The organism is Bradyrhizobium sp. MI1.11 (genome assembly GCF_055811255.1).
The window spans coordinates 118,233-138,053 of the sequence record NZ_JBVVPM010000012.1; the positions used below are offsets into that span (position 1 = coordinate 118,233).

17 protein-coding genes are annotated in these 19,821 nt (G+C 60.5%); 11 read left to right on the forward strand and 6 right to left on the reverse strand.

Features of this window, described 5'->3' with window-relative positions:
* Nucleotides 1-95: 95 nt before the first annotated feature.
* Nucleotides 96-1,136, reverse strand: a complete 1,041-nt coding sequence (locus tag AC0L30_RS15045; protein ID WP_007594341.1) for a LacI family DNA-binding transcriptional regulator — start codon at nucleotides 1,134-1,136, stop codon at nucleotides 96-98.
* 178 nt (nucleotides 1,137-1,314) lie between these two features.
* Between AC0L30_RS15045 and AC0L30_RS15050 the strand changes: the two genes are divergently transcribed.
* The 6 genes from AC0L30_RS15050 to AC0L30_RS15075 all read left to right on the forward strand — a co-directional run bounded on the left by AC0L30_RS15050 (nucleotide 1,315) and on the right by AC0L30_RS15075 (nucleotide 8,913).
* The gene (locus tag AC0L30_RS15050; RefSeq protein ID WP_007594338.1) at nucleotides 1,315-2,070 is read left to right on the forward strand and encodes an SDR family NAD(P)-dependent oxidoreductase; all 756 of its coding nucleotides are present in this window, start codon (nucleotides 1,315-1,317) and stop codon (nucleotides 2,068-2,070) included.
* A 100-nt stretch (nucleotides 2,071-2,170) separates the two neighbouring features.
* Nucleotides 2,171-3,904 carry an ABC transporter permease gene (locus AC0L30_RS15055; protein WP_473404623.1) on the forward strand — a complete coding sequence of 578 codons (1,734 nt, stop codon included), beginning with the start codon at nucleotides 2,171-2,173 and terminating at the stop codon, nucleotides 3,902-3,904.
* Nucleotides 3,905-3,932: 28 nt separating this feature from the next.
* Nucleotides 3,933-5,006 carry an ABC transporter ATP-binding protein gene (locus AC0L30_RS15060; RefSeq protein WP_007594335.1) on the forward strand — a complete coding sequence of 358 codons (1,074 nt, stop codon included), beginning with the start codon at nucleotides 3,933-3,935 and terminating at the stop codon, nucleotides 5,004-5,006.
* A gap of 105 nt (nucleotides 5,007-5,111) precedes the next feature.
* Nucleotides 5,112-6,182: an ABC transporter substrate-binding protein gene (locus tag AC0L30_RS15065; RefSeq protein ID WP_473404624.1), complete on the forward strand. Its 1,071-nt coding sequence runs from the start codon at nucleotides 5,112-5,114 to the stop codon at nucleotides 6,180-6,182.
* Between the two features lie 57 nt (nucleotides 6,183-6,239).
* Nucleotides 6,240-7,088 carry a sugar phosphate isomerase/epimerase family protein gene (locus AC0L30_RS15070; RefSeq protein ID WP_473404625.1) on the forward strand — a complete coding sequence of 283 codons (849 nt, stop codon included), beginning with the start codon at nucleotides 6,240-6,242 and terminating at the stop codon, nucleotides 7,086-7,088.
* Nucleotides 7,089-7,164: 76 nt separating this feature from the next.
* Entirely contained in the window at nucleotides 7,165-8,913 is a 1,749-nt protein-coding gene (locus AC0L30_RS15075; protein WP_007594332.1) for an FAD-dependent oxidoreductase, read from the forward strand.
* 1,312 nt (nucleotides 8,914-10,225) lie between these two features.
* On the opposite strand, the gene AC0L30_RS15080 is transcribed toward AC0L30_RS15075, so the two are convergent.
* The 5 genes from AC0L30_RS15080 to acuR form a co-directional block, all read right to left on the reverse strand.
* Entirely contained in the window at nucleotides 10,226-10,852 is a 627-nt protein-coding gene (locus AC0L30_RS15080; RefSeq protein ID WP_007594331.1) for a LysE family translocator, read from the reverse strand.
* A 12-nt stretch (nucleotides 10,853-10,864) separates the two neighbouring features.
* On the reverse strand, nucleotides 10,865-11,374 hold the full coding sequence (locus AC0L30_RS15085) for an ester cyclase (protein ID WP_007594328.1): 510 nt from the start codon (nucleotides 11,372-11,374) through the stop codon (nucleotides 10,865-10,867).
* Nucleotides 11,375-11,407: 33 nt separating this feature from the next.
* Complete coding sequence (locus tag AC0L30_RS15090; RefSeq protein WP_473404626.1) at nucleotides 11,408-12,619, reverse strand: trans-sulfuration enzyme family protein; 1,212 nt, start codon at nucleotides 12,617-12,619, stop codon at nucleotides 11,408-11,410.
* 94 nt (nucleotides 12,620-12,713) lie between these two features.
* Nucleotides 12,714-13,697, reverse strand: a complete 984-nt coding sequence (acuI, locus tag AC0L30_RS15095; protein WP_007594325.1) for an acrylyl-CoA reductase (NADPH) — start codon at nucleotides 13,695-13,697, stop codon at nucleotides 12,714-12,716.
* A gap of 9 nt (nucleotides 13,698-13,706) precedes the next feature.
* Complete coding sequence (gene acuR / locus AC0L30_RS15100; protein ID WP_473404627.1) at nucleotides 13,707-14,381, reverse strand: acrylate utilization transcriptional regulator AcuR; 675 nt, start codon at nucleotides 14,379-14,381, stop codon at nucleotides 13,707-13,709.
* Nucleotides 14,382-14,625: 244 nt separating this feature from the next.
* Here acuR and AC0L30_RS15105 point away from each other — a divergent pair, with 244 nt between their 5' ends.
* From AC0L30_RS15105 to AC0L30_RS15125, 5 genes are read left to right on the forward strand one after another with little or no spacing between them, the layout of a single operon-like run.
* The gene (locus AC0L30_RS15105; RefSeq protein WP_007594320.1) at nucleotides 14,626-15,621 is read left to right on the forward strand and encodes a Bug family tripartite tricarboxylate transporter substrate binding protein; all 996 of its coding nucleotides are present in this window, start codon (nucleotides 14,626-14,628) and stop codon (nucleotides 15,619-15,621) included.
* A gap of 18 nt (nucleotides 15,622-15,639) precedes the next feature.
* Entirely contained in the window at nucleotides 15,640-16,818 is a 1,179-nt protein-coding gene (locus AC0L30_RS15110; RefSeq protein WP_007594319.1) for an acyl-CoA dehydrogenase family protein, read from the forward strand.
* 20 nt (nucleotides 16,819-16,838) lie between these two features.
* Nucleotides 16,839-17,501 carry a 3-oxoacid CoA-transferase subunit A gene (locus tag AC0L30_RS15115; protein WP_007594318.1) on the forward strand — a complete coding sequence of 221 codons (663 nt, stop codon included), beginning with the start codon at nucleotides 16,839-16,841 and terminating at the stop codon, nucleotides 17,499-17,501.
* Nucleotides 17,498-18,175 carry a 3-oxoacid CoA-transferase subunit B gene (locus AC0L30_RS15120; protein WP_007594317.1) on the forward strand — a complete coding sequence of 226 codons (678 nt, stop codon included), beginning with the start codon at nucleotides 17,498-17,500 and terminating at the stop codon, nucleotides 18,173-18,175. The genes AC0L30_RS15115 and AC0L30_RS15120 overlap by 4 nt, the downstream gene beginning before the upstream one ends.
* Nucleotides 18,172-19,815 (forward strand): thiamine pyrophosphate-dependent enzyme, encoded by a 1,644-nt coding sequence (locus AC0L30_RS15125; RefSeq protein ID WP_007594316.1) that lies wholly within the window; start codon nucleotides 18,172-18,174, stop codon nucleotides 19,813-19,815. Before AC0L30_RS15120 ends, AC0L30_RS15125 begins: the two co-directional genes overlap by 4 nt.
* Nucleotides 19,816-19,821 lie beyond the last annotated feature (6 nt).

Sequence of the window (19,821 nt, forward strand, 5' to 3'; positions counted from 1 at the left end):
GTCAGCATCTCTGATTGCGAAGCTTGGATCTGACCTGTGCATGTCAGCGGCCCGCGCGAACTGGCGAGGCGGGCATCGCCTATGATACGACGACCTTATACAAGCCTCGGCTTGAGGGTGCTGTCGCGCTCCCTAATCTGGAATCCAACGTCTATCCTGTTTGATGGAGAAGGCTCTCCATTGATTCGTTGCAATAGAACGTTCGCAATCTTTCGCCCCATGCCGATGCGATCGACCTGCACGGTGGTTAGAGTGGGGATAACGGATGATGCGATCGGCAGATCGTCGAATCCTGCAATCGCCAATTGCTTGGGTACTGCGATGCCGCGCCGCTGACATTCGAGAAGACCTCCGACCGCCATCACATCGGTCGCAAAAAACAGTGCATCGATCGCATCGGAGGATTCCAGCGCCCAGGCGACGGCATCCGCTCCGCCTGAAAAGCTGTTCTCACATTCGATCACCAGCGCAGGCTGAGTATTCTCTCGGTCGTTGCACGCAGCACGATAACCTGTCAATCGATCTCCGATGCGATCATTTAGATCACGCTTGACGGTCACGTGCGCGATACGCTGATGGCCGCGCGATGCAAGCATCAGGGTCAGCTCCCTGGCGGCTGCAAAGTTCGAATAACCAACGACTGTGTCGATCGGATCGTCGGTCAGATTGCTCCCTTCGATGACCGGTATGCTGCTCGCGCTCAGCAACTTACGGGTTTTCTGGGAATGCCATGTGCCGGTCACGTAGAAAGCGTCGGGACGCCGCGCGAGGAACGTCGCGACGATCTTTTCCTCCATCTCCTGCGAGTAGCCCGATGAGCCAATCATGACGGTCACTCCGTGCTCATGGAGAACTTCCGTCATTCCCTGAATGACCTCGGAGTGTTGGGAATATCCAATCACCGGAATGATCGCCGCGATGACGCCAGTGCGGTTGGCGGCGAGGCCGCGGGCCACGAGATTGGGCACGTACCCGAGTTTGCTGATCGTCGCCAAGACCCGGTCGCGCGTTTCCGGGGCGACGTTTTGGGAGCCGTTGAGGACCCGGGATACGGTTCCGGCCCCGACCTTGGCGTGGCGGGCAACATCGGCGATGCGAATGGCGCCTTTGACGATCTCCTGGCTCAAACTTGACACCTTCGCTCAATCCCAGCGGAAACCGGCTTCCACCGAATCCGCATGGTAGGCCATGGAAGCGCTTCCAAAAAGGCTTGACTCCGAGAAACAAGCCAAATAGTCATTATGGAAGCGCTTCCATAGTCGAGAATAGCGCAGGAAAGGCGCCAGCTGGCGGCTTAAGGGAAGAAATGAAATCATGACGGTCACTGCCACGCGTAGGAATCTTGAGGGGCAAACCGCCATTGTCACTGGCGGTGCCCGCGGCCTTGGTCTGGCCATTGCGCAGCGACTATCGGCCGAGGGCTGCCGGATCATCCTTTGGGACTTGGATATCCCAGCCTTCGATGGATCGACAGCCGGCTTCACGCCGGTGCTCCAGCAAACGGTCAATGTCGCGGATCTGGCCGCGGTTCAGCTTGCTTTTCAGGATGCGCTGGCTGCTGCGGGCTCAGTTGAGATTTTGGTCAACAATGCAGGGATCAACGGCCCGATTGCTGCCGCCTGGGAGTACCCGATTGAGAGTTGGGATCGCGTCCTCGCAATCGATCTGACGGGCGTGTTCTATTGTTGCCGTACGGTGATTCCTCACATGCGTGAACGGGCTTACGGCCGCATCGTCAACGTCGCTTCGATTGCGGGCAAGGAAGGTAATCCCGGCGGCAGCGCCTACGCAGCTGCGAAAGGCGGCGTGATTGCCTATACGAAATCGATTTCGAAGGAGCTCGCGAAATCTGGCGTGCTGGTGAATTGCGTCGCGCCGACTATGGCGGAGACCGAGTTGCTTCGCGAGATGACCCCCGAATTTATCTCCACGATCAAGGCAAAGATTCCGATGGGGCGCTTCATAACGGCTCCCGAAGTGGCCGCGATGGTCGCGTTTGCCGTAGGCCCTGATTGCAGCTTCACCACCGGCTTTACATTCGACCTGACCGGCGGTCGCGCGACCTATTAGTCATGACTGTGGATTGCTGAGCCGCGGCTTCAGTCGGCGCGGAGCAGGCAGATCGAACTTCGCGACCCTGCAATGTGATGTTTCTCGTGAGGCCGAACACATGATGCTTTCCACCTCCACGATAGCACAGCGATCGGGTGCGAGCCGAGCCCGAAACGTCTTCGCCCCGACACCGTCGCGCGTCCTCGTGCAGAGAGGTTGGCTGACGCTGTTCTGCGTGGTTCTGGCCGTTTTCGCGCTGATGCCGCTCGTCGCCCTCGTGCTCCGTGGCTTCTTAGAGACGCAGGATGGACGCACAGTTCTCTCCTTCGAAGCGCTGCACGCCGTTCTGAAAGAGTCAGGCTACTGGATGGCGACGTGGAACACCGTCGTGATCTCTCTTGGTGCAATGATGCTCGCAACGGCGATTGGTGTCGTTCTGGCGTGGTGTCTGGTGCGAACCAATGTTCCGTTTGCGCGCACGCTCGAGCAACTGGCGACGTTGCCGATCTTCATTCCACCGTTCATTGGTGCCTTTGCCTGGGTCTTGATCGGCGCGCCGCGGGTGGGGCTGTTCAATCTGCCCGCGCGCGGTCTCGGGCTCGGTGACCCAATGGATATATACACCTACACGGGCATCATCTGGACCACAGGCATCTACATCGCCCCCTATGTCATGATGATAGTGGCGGCGGCGCTAAGAAACATGGATCCGAGCCTGGAAGAGGCTGCACAGGTGTGCGGGCTCAGTCGCGTACGCACTATGCTGAGCGTCACGCTCCCCGTGGTTGCCCCGTCGATCCTTTCTGGAGCCGTTCTCGCCTTCGTCATCAGCATCGGGTTGTTTGGCACGCCGGTGCTCCTCGGCATGACGAAAGAGATCTATCTAATCACGTCGCGGATTTACCTGGAATTACAGCATTTTCCACCGAGCTTCGGGATCGTTGCGGTGCTTGCAATTTACCTGATGTTCATGTCGACGGTCGCGAACATATTGCAAAGCATTGCACTGCGTGGGCGTTCCTTCATCACCGTAACTGGCAAGGGGTTTCGGCCCAAAATAATTGAGCTCGCTGGCGGTCGCTATGTTGTGGCTGCGATCATTTGGTTCTACCTCACGCTTACCGTCATTGGACCGATCGTTATCATCACCGCGGCAGCATTTTCGACTTTTACGTGGTCAGGCCGGTTCACATCGGCCAACGTTGCGTATTTATGGCAGTCAGAAGATGTACGGGCGACAGTCGTCAACAGCCTGTTGATCACGGTCATCGCTGCGACGGCGGCAACGATGCTGGGGCTCGCCGTTGCCTGGATCACGACGCGGACCCGCATGTGGGGGCGTCGGCTCGTTGAACACGTGGTGCTACTACCGATGTCCGTTCCAAGCCTTGCGTTCGCGCTTGGAGTCAGCTTCTTTTGGCTTTGGATGCCGTTGAGCATCTACGGGACGATGTGGATCATCATCGTAGGCCTCATCGGTCGCTATGTGAGCTATTCCGTTCGCACCATCACCAGCAGTCTCATTCAAATCCATCCGGAACTTGAGGAGAGCGCCCGCATCTCCGGATTCGGTTGGGGCAATACGATGTTCCGCGTGACATTGCCTCTGGTGATGCCGGCCATCATTTCGAGTTGGGTCATGGTCTACAGCATTTTCATCTCTGAGCTGTCGATGGTGCTTCCTCTTTATACGGCGGAAACGCGGACGTTATCCATCCTCAGCTTCGATACCTGGGCCGTCGGTGAATTCTCCATGGTTGCGGCGCTTTCATTGCTGCAGCTCGTCATGGGCGTGGGCGTCATGTGGACCGTGACACTCATAACAAAGCAGCGGCAGGTCGCGGCGGTTTGACCGTGACGCTCCACGAGAGAGGTACGACATGAGCGTTCGAGTGGAAGGGCTGACGAAGACATTCGGTCCATTACGCGCGATCGATGATCTGAGCGTAGGATTTCAAACCGGAAAGATCTCGGTGTTGCTGGGAGCCAGCGGCTGCGGCAAGACGACGACACTCCGCTGCATCGCCGGGCTGGAGCGACCCAACGGCGGTTCAATCATCATCGACGACGATACTGTTTTCAATTCGGACCGCGGCGTTGATATCCAGCCGGAGAAGCGACGTCTTGGCATGGTGTTTCAGTCATATGCGGTCTGGCCGCACCTGACAGTCGCCGGCAACGTCGCGATGCCACTGCGAGCGCAAAAACTGGGCAAAGCCGAGATTGAACGGCGTGTGCAAGAGACGCTCAGGATTGTCGGGTTGAGCGATCAGGCCGAAAAGAGCGCTATGAAATTATCAGGCGGCCAGCAGCAACGGGTCTCGATTGCCCGGTGCCTCGTCGGCAATCCTAGGCTTATCCTGATGGATGAGCCGTTGAGCAATCTCGATGCGCGGCTTCGTGTCGAGATGCGTCATGAGATTCGACAGCTACAGCAACGGATCGGCGCCACGATCCTGTTCGTCACGCACGATCAGGAAGAGGCGATGTCACTGGGTGACGAGATCTTCCTGTTCAGCAAAGGCAAGGTGGTCCAGAAGGGACCGCCGGAGGAGCTATATTTCCGACCAACGGCTCGCTACGTCGCTGAATTCCTGGGCAAGGCGAATCTGTTTCGGGTAGCAGTACGCCCGAATAGCGAGGGGGCTAGTGTAGCCGCATTGCCCTCCGGTGAAATCATTTCACGAGGTCAGATGGCGAATGCGTCCTCGCAACGCGATGCCTTGTGCATGGTGCGGCCAGAATCCTGGCGCGTGGCCAAGGGCGCCGGTTCCGGGCTCTCGGCCAACGTTCAAGAAGTCACGTTTGTCGGCGACCGGCGCGAGCTACGCGTCGACACGCCAATAGGACCGCAATTGGTTGTGACTTACGGATACGAACGGTTCGCCATCAACGATCAGCTCTCGCTCTCTATCGCTCCCGAGCATGTCCATCTGTTCGACAGCGAGGTGTAGCTCGACGTGGCTTTGGAGTGTTCCGCGACAGGGCGCCGTCCAAGTATGAAGCGGAGCGGACAAGACAACAATTCATCATATTGAAATTTACAGGGAGAAAACCAAATGGGAATGAAAAGGGCCAGCTTCAAAGTATTTCAAAGTTTGGCAGTCGCAGGTGTCCTCAGCGCATTGGGTGGATTGTCCACTGCTCAGACGGCGTTCGCAGCAGATGCGACGCTTGTCGCGGCAGCGGAAAAGGAAGGCCAGTTGGTCGTCTACGGCGATCCATTCACCGTTCCGTTGTTGCTTAAGGCGTTTGGCGCCAAATACCCGAAGATCAAAGTAACGTCCGCCACCGGTGATGCGTGGCAGATATACAACCGCTTTGTCGCCGAGAACGCGGCTGGAAAGCCGTTGTTGGATGTGATGTATCAGGCCGAGGATACCGTCATCACGGCGAAAACTTCGGGGTACTTGGCGGACTTTGCGAGCGATGAAGCAGGAAGTCTAAGCAAGCTGGGTCTTCCACCAGGCGGCGGCTATGTTCGTGGCAATGGAAACCTCATTCTGTTTGCCTACAATCACGAATCCATGGCTAACAAGCAAGTGCCGAAGGATTGGCTGGATTACATCAGCCCGCCGGCCGAATGGGATGGCCTCGGCGCCATGTCGAATCCCGGCTCGTCCTCGGCGACGTTCGCGACTGTCGCAGCTATCTATCAGACATTCGGCCCTGAAAAAGGCGGTGCCATCCTCAAAGGCTTCCGCAGTGCCAAGGGTGAATTGAACCCGTCCATGGGCGTGATGGCCACGAAGCTGCAAACCGGCGAAAGGCCGCTTGACTTCTTCAACATCACGACTGCGATCTCAGGCATCATCGCCAAGGGAGCTCCGGTCACGATGGCAGTTCCGGTGTCCGGCGGCGTCGCTCAGTTCAACGCAATCGGCCTCAGCAAAAACGCACCACATCCAAATGCGGCCCGTCTGCTGGCCGATTTCGCATTGAGTCACGAGATGCAGACGATCTTCGCCGAAGCCGGTGTTTATCCGGTGCGCAATGGCGTTACGCCGCCAAAGGGGCTCCCGATCCTGGCCGAGGTCAAGCTGCTGAACCTCGATCTTGAAAAGGCACTCAAGGACCGTGACACCATCTTGAACTGGTGGGCGGCAAGCACTGGCTTTAGCTATCGCTAAGAGCGGGCAGCAGAGCAACCGGCAACCGAAATCATCGAGCCGATGACGGAATTGAATATGAAGAACGAAGTTACACTCGATCGTGTCTCGGTCGCCAACCTTACTGCCGGTCGCGTTGATCCCGTCGAATTCATTGAAAGCGCCGCAAGCGGTGGCTTTGGCGCTGTAGGGCTATTGTTGATGAGCGCCACCGCGCACCCCCTCCAGCACGAGGTTGTCGGACGGCCGGAGGTCGTCCGCAAAGTCAAATCGGCGTTGAAGTCGCACAACATGCGCGTATTCGACGTCGAAGCGTTTATCCTCTCGCCAGCCAGCGATTTTGAAAAGTTTCGTCCTGCGCTTGAAGTTGGAGCGGAACTGGGTGCCACTCACATTTCATCTATTGGCACAGAGGTGATTGGCAACGACGCATATCTCGAACCGACACAGCGTATCGACCTGTTCGGGCGCCTCTGCGACGAGGCGGCCCGGTTCGGCCTGCATGTCGGGCTCGAGTTCATGCTTTACCGCGACATTGCCACTTGGAAGGACGCGCTTGATTTGGTCGAGGCTGCGGGCCGTTCGAATGCTGGGCTGATCATCGATACCCTGCATCTGTATCGTGCGGGTGGCACGCCGCAAGACGTCGCGGGCATTTCCGCCAATCGTATCGCCTATGCGCAGCTCTCCGATGCGGTTCAAATCTCTCCCGAGCTGAACGATCTGCCGACCGAAGCCCGCGGTTCGCGGCTGCATCTTGGAGAAGGGAGCATGCCGCTTCATGAACTAGTGGACGCGCTTCCAAAAGCGACGCAGCTCGTAATCGAGACGCCGATTGCGGCAGAAGCGAATTGGTCGACCATCCGGCGGATTCAATCCGCCGCCGATTCGTCCAGAAGGTTCTTCGAACGGCATGCCGCGAGGTAACACGCCTCAGAGCGGGCGCGCGTGCTCTTGAATTCATCACAATCCAAGACAAAAGCGCGATGAAGAGGACACCGCGATGCCAATGAGGCCAGAGGGAAGCAAACTGGATGAGTGTGATGTGCTTGTCATCGGCTCAGGCGCCGGCGGCTTGTCAGCGGCTGTCACCGCGGCATGGCACGGCCTGAAGGTGATCGTCGTCGAGAAGGAAGCTGTGTTCGGCGGCGCGACGGCGTGGTCGGGCGGCTGGATGTGGGTGCCAGGTAATCCGCTTGCCCGCCGTGCCGGTATCCACGAAGATCCAGAGGCCCCACGCACTTATCTCCGCAACGAACTTGGCAATCGATACGAACCGGCCAAGGTGGATGCGTTTCTCGATGCAGCGCCACGCATGGTCGCGTTCTTTGAGCGTCACACCCAACTCCAATTCGTAGATGGCAACGCCATCCCTGATATGCATGGAGCGACGCCGGGGGCCGCGACAGGCGGCCACCAAGTCTGCGCGGCGCCATTTAACGGACGGAAGCTCGGTGCTCTATTCGGCGAGCTCAGGCGGCCGCTGCGCGAAACGTCCTTTCTGGGATTGCCGATCATGGCGGGCGCGGATCTCGCAGCGTTCATGAGCGTCACGCGCTCGGTTCGCTCGACGCTCCATGTCGCGAGACGGGTTGGTCGCCACCTCCTCGACCTTGCACTGTTTGGCCGGGCGACCCAGCTGGTGAATGGCAATGCATTGGCGGCGCGGCTCGCCCTCTCTGCCGCGGATCTCGGCGTCGAAATCCGCGTGTCGGCGCCGGCGAGGCGCCTCATCGTCGAGGATGGTGTGGTGACAGGTGCGATTGTCGGTGGTCCGAACGCTGACTACACTATCCGTGCGCGTCGTGGGACGATTCTAGCGAGTGGCGGCTTTCCGCACGATCGGGAGCGCCGACGCGAGCTGTTCGGCTACACGCCTTCGGGTGAAGAACATTGGTCGGTCACGCCGGACTCTATCTCGGGGGACGGTCTGCGTCTCGGCGAAGAGGCAGGCGGTGAAGTAGATAGGTCGCTCGCTTCGCCCGGTGCTTGGTGCCCGGTCTCGCTGGTCCCGTATCCGGACGGGACAGTGGGGCGCTTTCCCCACATCATCGAACGGGCGAAGCCCGGCATTATTGCGGTCTTGGCAGACGGTCGCCGTTTCGTGAACGAGGCCAACGGCTACTACGATTACGTCAGCGCCATGATCCGTGAAACGCCGCCGGGTCGGGAGGTCGCATCTTGGCTGATCTGCGCCCGCAGCTTCCAGCGACGGTACGGTCTCGGCATCTCGCGGCCGGCTCCCTTGCCGGTCGCGCCCTTTATTCGATCCGGATACATCAAGGTCGGCCGAACGCCGGAAGAATTGGCGCGCGCCTGCGGCATCGATCCGGAAGGCCTGTCCCGGACGCTCGACGGATACAATCGTCACGCGCGACTGGGCCAGGATCCCGCCTTCGGTCGCGGCTCAACGCCCTTCAACCGCAAGGGGGGGAATCCGGACGTAAAACCCAATCCCTGCGTGGCGCCGATCGAAATCGGACCGTTCTACGCTGTGAAGGTGCTGCCCGGCAGCTTCGGCACGTTTGCCGGCCTAAAGACGGACGAACGTAGCCGGGTTCTCGACTGCGAAGACCGACCGATACCGGGGCTGCACGCGGTCGGCGCCGACATGGCCAGCATAATGGGCGGCTATTACCCCTCAGGCGGCATCAATCTCGGTCCGGCGATGACCTTTGGCTATATCGCCGGCCGTCACATCGCGGGTGCGACTGGTGACGATGATGCAGCGACAACTATTCGACAAGGCTAGAACGCGATCTTAATAAGGCGCAGCCATAGCCCGATCGGCGGGCGTTGAACGAGGGCAAGGTAGCTGGCGGCAAGCCGGTCGTATTGCGTCTCTGCCCGACGTCATTGTTTGATACTCTTGAACCGCCGCCCCGATTGCCAGGGCGGTACTGCTGGACGGTTTGGAAAACAGGTCGAGCGGGCGCATGAGGCGCTGGAGATGGCAATTTTCGCTTTCATCGCCGGTTGAATCGTCCGCCACGTCATTCCACGCCGCCAGTGTTGGGGGGGCGTCGAGTGATCCATGCCTCTACTCGAAACCCTAGTGTCAACTTCTCGAGTTTCGATGCGCGCTACTGATCATTCGCGCTCGTTTGACCACAATTGCCTGCGATGGCTCAAGGTTGACTATGATGGACTGGACCAAGAGTTTTTGGTTATTTCAATGAGTTAGAAGGTGGCCTGTGCACGATGTGTGCACCGGGAGATCAACGAAAATCTAAAGACAACCAGTGTGAGCCGGCTCAACTGAACGAACTGCGGTGTCAGCGGCGGGCCGATGTTTCGAGAGGGCGCGATCCGAGTTTGATTTTGGTGGTGGCCTATTTTGAAATGGCTTGACAGTCAGGGACCGCCTTGCGTCGCCAACCGTCAATGCCGATCCGGGGCAGATCCGGTCGGGCGGGGAAAGGCGAAAGTGCTCTCTCGCCTCTAACCTTGGGCGACGTGAAACAACTGACCTCGCCAACCGATTCTCGTGAAGCAACATGTTGGTACGCCAGTTCGTGGCCCGGGCAGTTCACTGCAGGCACAAACACAATCATCTCCTTTCGGCGATCGGGAGCGTCTGGCAGGTAGCATCCGTATCATTGGCCCATGCGATTCCGCACCAGCCCGAAGATCCGAGCAGGGAACAGGGGTGACGGCGCATCCAGGTGAAACTTACGTCCGATATCGAAAAATGGCGTCAATAAAGTATCGAAGGCTTCGGTTGATCAAATCACCGCGCGCCCGTAGGACAATCGTTGGCGCGATGCGGACGTAGATTTGACTATCCCCAGCTGGCTGGACCTAGCTCAAACTTGCCCATGATGGATTGGAGCGAGAGTTCAAGTTTTTCAATTGCTTAGAAGGCGGCGTGTGCGCGGCGTGTGGACCGCGAGATCAAGAAAAATCTCATCACAGCCTATGTGAGCAGGCCTCCTGAAGTGGGTAAGGCCGCCCCGCTTCGTGCGACGTTCACGAGATGAATCTCGGATGGCACGGGAGTTGGTCGAGTGCCGACGAAGCAATTTCAATTGTCGGAATCGGGAACGTATTGCCGGCTGCGGACCCTAGCTCGCGCGTCGCGCGGCAAGCAATGCGACTCCCAATCCGCACATCACGGCTCCCGAGGTCTGTCTCGTCCGCGCAATGAACTTTGGTTGTCCGGCGAGCCCATCTCTCGCCTTCGCCGCCCAACGGGTCACGATCAGGTCGACGCAGGTATTCAAAGCGACGGAAATCGTACCGAGCACGACGAACTGCAAAGCCACGTGCGCGGTCGTGTCAATGAATTGCGGAATGAAGGCGAGGAAAAACGCGGCGGTCTTCGGATTCAGCGCTTCGACGACGATGCCTTCGCGCAGCGCACAGCCTGGCCCAGTCGTCCGGACGTCGGTCGGTGCGGTCACGCGCGCTTCCCTCCAGGTCTTGATGCCCAGCCAGATGAGATAGAAGGCACCGGCGATCTTCAGCGCGGTGAACGCTTCGGCGCTCGCCATCACCAGGGCCGAGATGCCGATCGCGCCCGCGAGCACATGTACGAAGCCGCCGAGACCCAGGCCGACGCTGGATGCCAATCCCTCGTTGCGGCCGCCGGCCAGCGTGCGCGCGACGATGTAGAAGATGCCGGGTCCCGGAGTGACCGCCACGACCAGTGCGGCGGCCAAAAAGAGTAGGAAGGTCTGAAGACTAAACATTTTGAGGTCCGTTTACGGCAAAGATTGCAACCGGGCGTTCGTAGCGAACTCGGGTCTGCTCGCCGCGTCCGGGGCGAGTTGCGCGATGAGGCCGTGGACGTCGCCAAGAACCCACAGATCCGTGACCCTGCCATCGTGAAACGTAAAAATCGGTGCTCCGAACCACCAGACGTGACGTCCGGTCGGCGCGTGACTGAACATCGGCCTTCGATGGATGCCGTGGAAGCGAAGCTTACCTGAAACCCGGTTGCTTTCCTCCACGAGGTTGAGGATGTCCGAAGTGTAGGACTCGAGGGAATCCGTTACCCATCTGACGTAGTCCGCAAATTGGTCGTAGCCGACGAGGACGGGGCCGAGGGAGCCTCTGAACGTGAAGCCCGGGTGAAATATCTCCGGGATCAGAGTAATATCCGCGTGGTCCCACATGTCTTTGTAGAATTTTCGAACGAGTTCCTTTTGTGGAGACAGAGCGATTTGACCGAAGTCCATGGCGGGCTCGAGTCCGGGCGGGGCGGCGATCATATTTTTCCAATCCTTGCTTTGCGGACCGCGGTCCTAGAGCCCACTCAAAGACTGCTCGAGATCGCCGAGCAAATCTGCTTCGACCTCAAGGCCGACCGAAAGACGAATCAAATCGTCTTCGACGCCTCTTTGAAGATGTGCTTCCGGACGAACCGCGAGCCGGGCGCGAACTAAGCTGGCAGGATGCATTATGAGCGTTTCGGCGTCTCCGAGGCTGACGGCCAGCGTAATGAGTTTGAGATTGTCGAGAAAGCGGCGGGCAGATTCAAAGCCTCCACGGAGACCAAAGGACAGCATGCCGGATCCCGCCGACATCTGCTTTTTCGCGATTGCGTACCGTGGATGGGACGGAAGTAATGGATAGTTCACCCATTCAACCAACGGGTGGGCATCGAGCATGCGCGCGATCGCAAGCGCATTGGATCCGTGGCGCTCCATCCGAAGAGGAAGCGTTTTGATACCACGCAGAATCAGTGACGAAGCCACAGGTGACGGGACGGCACCCGTGATATATCGGAGGCCGCGATCTCGGATTTCTTCGATCAGTTCGGCCTGGCCCAAGAGAGCGCCTCCAAGTAGGTCTCCGTGTCCGCTGATGTACTTCGTGAGTGAGTGCAGCACGACGTCCGCCCCATGTTGCAGAGGCCTTTGCAGCGCAGGCGATGCGAACGTACCATCGACGAAGACCAAGAGGCCGGCTCGTCGCGCACGGTCCGCAACGGCAACGATGTCGAGGACGTCGCCGGTTGGGTTGATCGGGGTCTCGAAGTAGACAGCTTTGCTGCGTGAAGTAACAGCAGCATCGAGATTGGCGGGGTCGCTCAGATCGACTGGAACGGTCTTGATACCGAACCTGGGTAAACCCTGCTCGGTCATACTCGTCGTATTCGAATACAGCGTTCGATGAACGACGAGTTCGTCACCCTGAGATAGCAGCGAAAGGATCAACGCTCCGAAGGCAGCCATTCCCGATGCGATTACGACTGCGTCTTCGGCGCCTTCCAGGCTTGCCAAGCGGGATTCCAGCCGCGCGGTCGTCGGATTGAACTCCCGCGCGTATAGCCTGCCTCCCAATGCAGCCGCCGCATCCAATTCAGCGACGCTGCCGAAGGCGAAGGTCGACGTCGTGTAAATGGGATGTGATACCGCGCGAGAGTGATGGGCAGGGTCGTACCCATGGTGGATCGCTCGCGTCGAGAACCCGAGCAGGGGTTCCTCGCTTGCAGTTCGTTCCGAAGCGGCCATCGTTTCGAAATCTCCCGTTTGGGTGGGCCGTAGTCGTCGTCTGGTTTCGACGCCCGGCCCGCTACAGTCGCATCGCAGTTTTTCGGGGTCGAAGTCACCTATTGACGTCGACGACCGTGCGCCCGCGCACTTGGCCACTCATGAGGCGCTCCGCGGAGGCGACGACGTCACTCAGACCGATTTCGACCGCCGATCTCTCCAGATCGGCCTCGGTGAGCAAGGCGGCAAGACGGTCCCAGGCTTCGACGCGTTCCGTCTTCGGGCGCGTCACGCTGTTGATGCCGAACAGGGCGATTCCGCGCAGGATGAAGGGGGCAACGCTTGCGGGAAAGTCCAAGCCTTGCGCCATGCCACAAGCTGCGACGGCTCCGTCCGCTTTGATGCCGGCGCACACGTTGGCGAGGGTGTTGCTGCCGACCGAGTCGATCGCGGCGATCCACCGTTCCTTCTGCAGCGGCTTGCCTGGTTGCGACAATTGGGACCGGTCGATGATCTCGTTTGCGCCCAGGCTCTTGAGGTACGGCTCTTCGTCGGGTCTTCCAGTCGAAGCCACGACGCGAAATCCGAGCTTATGCAACAGCATGATCGCGATGCTGCCGACGCCCCCGCCGGCACCGGTCACCAGCACGTCGCCCGTGCCAGGGTGGATGCCAAACTTCTCGAGCGCGATGACCGATAGCATCGCCGTGTAGCCGGCGGTGCCGATGATCATTGCCCGGCGGGAAGGCATCGAAGCCGGCAGCTTGATCAACCAGTCGGCCTTGACGCTGGCTCGCTGGGCCAGGCCGCCCCAGTGTTGTTCGCCGACCCCCCAGCCGTTGAGAACGACCCGGTCTCCCGGCGAGAAGGTCGGGTCGGAACTCGACGAGACCAGACCCGCGAAGTCGATCCCCGGCACCAGCGGGAAGGATCTGACGATCGGACCCTTGCCGGTGATCGCAAGGCCGTCCTTGTAGTTCAGGGTGCTGTACTCGACGTCGACGGTCACGTCTCCTTCGGGAAGGCGAGCCTCGGGCAACTCGGCCACCCCGGCGCGGTATCCTTGTTCGTCCTTTTCGATCAAAACGGCTTTGAACAACTTGAACTCCTATTTCACGTTTCTTTTGGACCGCGGCTTCGCCCCGTCCGGGCGCGGGAGACCAGCGAGGAAGCCGGAGATGAAGGTATCGAGCGGCATGCCGTTCCTGACGAGGCGCGCCCGCATCACCGCCCCCTCCCAGCCGATCCAGAAGAACTCGGCCAAGACATCACAGTCCGCGGCATCTCCGATCTCGCCGGCGTCGCGCGCGAGTTCCAGGCAATGCGCCACCTTCCGCTGCCAGCCCTTGATGATTTCGTCCAAGGCGGACCGGTAATCGTCGGGTAGCGCCTCGACTTCCTGGCTGAGATTTCCGACGAGGCAGCCGCGCGTGTAGCTGTATTTCGCCATACCTGCCTTGGCGTCTTCGACGAAGGCTCGCATGCGTGCCAACGGCGCGAGCCTCTCGTCGTTCAGGACGCGGTCCAGTTTGTGCCGGAAAAAGGAATCGTACTCCTTCATGATTTCGCGGCCGTATTCGGCCTTGCTCTCGAAGTAATGGTAGAACGAGCCCTTCGGCACGGTGGCGCGGCGCAGCAGTGCGTCCAGGCCCGTGGCGGCAAATCCCTGTTGGGTCATCACTTCCATTCCGCAACGGATCAGAACGTCGCGTGTTGGCGCGTACCCAATGTCGTGTCGGGCCGCCTCGGCCGGCTGGCGGCGATTATCTGGAGATTTTGTCATTTGTGTCCTCAGTAGACCGATCGTCTAGAACACAAAAGCCGAATTTGAGCAAGTGTGGAACCGCAATATCCGACAACTCGAAAACGAAATTGCGTTACAAATGCCGCAAAATTCTGCAATTGGAAGCTTTTTCCGCAGTTTTTGCCGAGTCATTGTGCGGTTCAGTATCGCGTCACGTCAGTTTCATACTTGACACAAAGTGTCCTTAGTTCGAAGGTTGGCCATTCTTCGAGAGAGGTGCTGCATGTTTCGTTTATTCCGAAAAGCCGCGTCCATCATCGTCGGCGCGGCTGTTCTTTGCGTCGGACATATCGCCGATCCGGCCGAGGCTGCCGATGCTTACCCCTCCACTACGATCAAGCTGGTCGTCGGTTTCCCGCCTGGAGGCCCCACGGACATCATTGGCCGCGTGATCGGCCGCCTTCTCTCGAAGGAGTTGAACCAGACCGTCATCATCGAGAACAACGGCGGCGCCGGCGGAATGATCGCCGCGTCAAACGTTTCCCGCGCGAAGCCCGACGGGTACACGCTCCTCGTCGCGGTGGAGTCCTCGAATACGCGCGCCAAAGCGCTCTATGCGTCTGTGCGCTATGATCAGCAGAAGGGCTTCACCTACATCCGGAAGGTCGCCAAGCAGCGGAATCTGCTCGTCCTGAACCCGAGTTTTCCCGTGTCCAGCGTTCCGGAGCTCGTCGCCTATCTGAAGGCGCATCCGGGAGAAGTGAACTTCGGCGGCACGTTCGGGGCGACATCCCACATCGGTGGCACGCTGTTCGATATGGCCTACGACACGAAAATGTCGTTCATCAATTATTCGGGCGGCAATCAGCCGATAGTCGATTGCATGTCGGGGATTTTGCAGGTGGGCTTCTTTACCGAAGCCACGATCGGTCAGCAGGTCAAGGCCGGCACCCTCAAGGCGATCGCGGTCACGTCAGCCGAGCGGTCGCCGGCCTTTCCGGATCTGCCGACGATCGAACAGGCGGGCGGCAAGCCGATCGATATCTCCCCGTGGTTCGGAGTCGCGGGTCCGCCGGGCCTTCCCGCCGACGTCGTCGCCAAGCTTGGCGCTGCCCTCGACAAGGCTTCGAGTGATCCGGAGTTCCTGAAGCAACTGGAAACGATCGGCGCCACCCTGATCACCGGTTCGACGGTGGAGAGCTTCACGTCCGATGTCGGAAAGGAAGAGGCCTACTGGAATCAGTGGGCCAAGGATATCGGAGCGCCGATTCAGAAGTAGCTCGCCGAAGGATCTCCTATGGACTTCTATCACCAGTACGACGCTCAACTTTCTGCGGAAGAGCGCGAGCATGTGGCGAAGGCGCGGGCATTCTGCGCCGGCCCCTTTTCGGAGAGTGTCTTCGCAGCTCACATGACGGGCGAGGCGTTTCCCGAAAAATGGATCGCCGAATGGGCGTCACTCGGCATGTTGGGACTTCAGGCGAAGCGCGCCCACGGCGGCTTGGAAGCGTCGTACCTGTGCAAGATCCGCGTAGCGCAGGAGATGGCGCGCCACGGCTTCGCAGCGGCGTTCTGCCTGAACCATCACCAGGGCGGAGCGACGCGCCTTTCCCAGACAGGTACGCCGATCCAGATCGAGCGATTGTTGCAGCCCGCGCTGCGCGGGGAGCTTCTCCTGACGACGGCCATGACCGAGCCTGCGGGCGGGAGCGATGTCTCCGCGCTTACCACGACGGCCGTTCCGGTCGACGGTGGCTGGGCTCTGAGCGGCACCAAGGCCTGGATGACGGACGGCCTGCTGGTCGGAGGCTTGATCGTCCTGGCCCGCGTGGGCGATGCGGCGGGGGCAGGGGACATCGCCAGTTTCTACGTGCCGTTCGGCGAGGCCAATACGGTCCGGCGAAGCGAGATTGTCGTTGCGGGAGCGCGTTCCTTCCGCCTGGCCGAGGTGGCCTTCGACGCTCACTTCATTCCGGAGTGGTGTCTGATCGCCGCGCCGGGCGCCGCGCTAAAAGCATCGATGACCTCCGTCAACGCGGCTCGCGTCCACGTGGCTGCCATGTGCGTCGCGACGTTGCATGCGGCGCTGTGCGAGGCTGTCGATTACTGCGAAGGCCGGCAGGCCTTCGGAAAACCGCTGACCGGGCATCAGGGCCTGCGATGGGAACTCGCCGAGGTGTCGGTCAGGCTCGAGGCCGCCAACTCACTCGTCTTCCGAGCCGCTGAACAGATACAGACCGGAGGCAATCCGGTAGCGCTCGCGGCGCAAGCCAAGAAGTTCGCCGTCGATACCGCGCTCTGGGGCATCGATCAGTGTGTCCGGATCGTGGGCGCGACCGGCGCCAGCGCGGCCCACCGCTTGAATATGCATTTCGCCGAGGTCCGGATGGCGGCCTACGCCGACGGCACCAACGAGATGCTGCTCGATCGGGTCGGTCGCGGCCTGTCGACGACGTACCTCAAGTCAATCCCGTAGCAAACACGGCGGACGAAACGATGCGCAACGTAGTGGTTGAGAATGCGGCAGCGGCGGTGGAAGGCATCAAGGACGGCGACACTGTCATGATGGGCGGGTTCGGCGGAGCGGGTCTTCCGCTCGGAGTGGTCAAGGCGGTGCTCGACAGGGGGGTCCGCGACTTGACGCTGGTATCGAACAACGCGGGCTCCACAGAGGACGATCTGTCGTTGTGGTTCGAGGCCAAGATCGTCCGCAAGATCGTCTGCTCCTACCCGCGCAGTGCCAAGCAATTCGCTGAGCAATATCGTGCCGGCACAGTCGAACTCGAACTCGTTCCGCAGGGCACGTTGGTGGAACGCATCCGAGCGGGTGGCGCCGGTCTTGGCGGCTTCCTTTCTCCCGTCGGCGTCGGAACGGTGTTCGCGGAGGGCAAAGAGAAGATCGTCGTCGAAGGACGAGAGTTCATTCTAGAGCTTCCGCTTCGGGCAGATTTTGCTTTCGTCAAGGGGCATCTCGCCGACACGCTCGGCAACGTCACCTACAACAAGACGGCGCGCAATCATTGCGCGGTCATGGCGACCGCCGGCCGCACGGTGGCCGTGGAGGTCAACCGCGTGGTTGAAGCCGGCGATCTGGATCCGGAAGCCATTGTCACGCCCTGCATCTTCGTCGACCGCGTTTTCGCAAGGAGCCCTCGATGACCCCGCTTTCACGCGACGCATTGGCGCGCATGGTCGCGCTTCATCTGCCGGCGGAGGGCTTCGTGAATCTCGGGATCGGCGCTCCTACGCACGTGGCCGACTACTTGCCGGCCGGTTCGGGCGTAATCTTTCACAGCGAGAACGGCATCCTCAACGTAGGCCCAAAGCCAGCGGCAGGCGAAGAGGACTGGGATCTCATCAACGCCGGGAAAATGCCGATCTCGCTTCGGACGGGTGGCTCCTACTTCGACTCCAGCCTCTCATTCGCGATGATGCGGGGCGGCCATCTCGACGTCGCCGTGCTCGGCGCGTTCCAGGTCTCCAAGGACGGCGACCTTGCCAACTGGACGACCGGAGACAATGGGTCTCCGCCCGGCATCGGTGGAGCAATCGATCTAGCCGTCGGCGCGAAGTCGATCTGGGTGATGATGGATCACACCACGAAGGATGGTCGTTCCCGCATCGTGGAGCGATGCGGGTATCCACTCACCGCGCGTAGAGTGGTGACCCGGATATTCACCAGCCTCGCCATCATCGACGTGACGGAGGGAGGGCTGGCGGTCTGGGCGCTGCTCGACGGCCTCACGATTCAGGCGCTGCGCGATCGGACGGAGGCGCCGCTGCACGTCGCCGGCGAGGTCCGGACCATCAAGCAGGACGGGAGCGTCGCATGACCTATCGCGTCGCCGAACTGGTCGCGGACAGTCTCGTCGCCCATGGGATCGACCGGGCCTTCGGCGTGCCGGGAGAAAGCTTTCTGGCGCTGCTGGATGCGCTGCGCGACCGCAGCGATTTCGATCTGGTGACCTGTCGGCACGAAGGAAGTGCAAGCCTTGCGGCCGTCGCCGACGCCAAGCTCACGGGTCGCGCTGGAGTCGTGATGGCGAGCCGTGGCCCAGGCGCCTTCAACGCCGCGCTTGGACTGCATGTCGCCGCGCAGGAAGCGATTCCGCTGGTGATGCTGGTCGGTCAAGTCGACCGTCCGAATCTTGCGCGGGACGCTGTGCAGGAGATCGACTGTGGCCGTTCGTTCGATGGCGTGCTGAAATGGTCGGTGCGTCTGAACTCGGCGGATCTCGTTCCTGAGATGATGGCCCGCGCGTTCGCGGTGGCCCATGCGGGAACGCCCGGCCCGGTCGCCGTCGAGCTGCCTGAGGATCTCCTAGAGGAAGCCGCAGAGGGGCTTGCCGTCAGGACAAACGGACTCGCGCATCCAGAGCCGGGCAACGCGGCCACCGAAAGGGCGGCGGCGGCGTTGACGGAAGCGGAGCGACCGATCCTGCTGATCGGCGGCGAATGCCGGACGGGATCGTTCCGCGAAGTCCTGGTCGCGTTCTCCGAGAAGTGGAACGTCCCAGTCATCACCATGAACAAGATGCAGGACCAATTTCCGAACGCTCACCCGCTGTGGGCCGGTCAGTTTGGGTTCTTTCCCTCTCAACCTCATGCAAAACTGCTCGAACGCGCAGACCTCGTCGTTGCCGTCGGGACACGTCTGGGCGACCTGTCCTCGCTCGGCTTTGCGTTTCCCCGGCAGGCCGAGCCGCGCCAGCCGTTGGTCCATGTCTATCCGGATTCTGATGCGATCGGAAAGCGCGTCCAGACCGACGTCGCGGTCGTTTCTGGATCGCATGCGTTCGTATCGGCCATGCTCGCCGTTTCCGCGGCAGCGCCGGACCGGACCGAGTGGCTCAGAGCAGCAGCCGCGGTGCGGACGGCCACACACGGCTGGCCTCGTTTCGGCGTACCGTCCGCAGACGTCTTCGGTCACGCCGTGGCGGCCATCGCTACACACTTCAAGCCCGACGGCATCGTCACGACGGACTCCGGCAACTTCGCGGGATGGGTCCATCGCATCTTCAGCCTCGAGCCGACTGCACGGCTGCTCGGCTCGGCTTGCGGTGCAATGGGCAGCGGGGTCCCGTCCGGGCTCGCTGCGAGCCTTCGATTTCCGGAGCGACAGGTCGTGGCCTTCTGCGGAGACGGCGGCTTCCTGATGACGGGCAACGAACTTGCGACGGCCGTCGCTAGAGGGGCGAACCTCAAGATCGTCGTATCCAACAACCGGTCCTACGGGACGATCCGTTCCCATCAGGAGCGGGCCTTCCCCGATCGTCCGTACGGCACTGATCTTTCGAACCCCGACTTCGCCGCCTTGGCACGTGCCTTCGGCGCGAAGGGATTCGTCGTCGAGGACGCGGAGAGCGCTCCGTCGACGGTCGCTGAGGCCATGACGGCCAAAGGACCGGTCGTCATCGAGGTGCGATCCGATGTGCGTCAGACACTGGACAAATCGCTCACCGTTTCACGCTGAAACCGT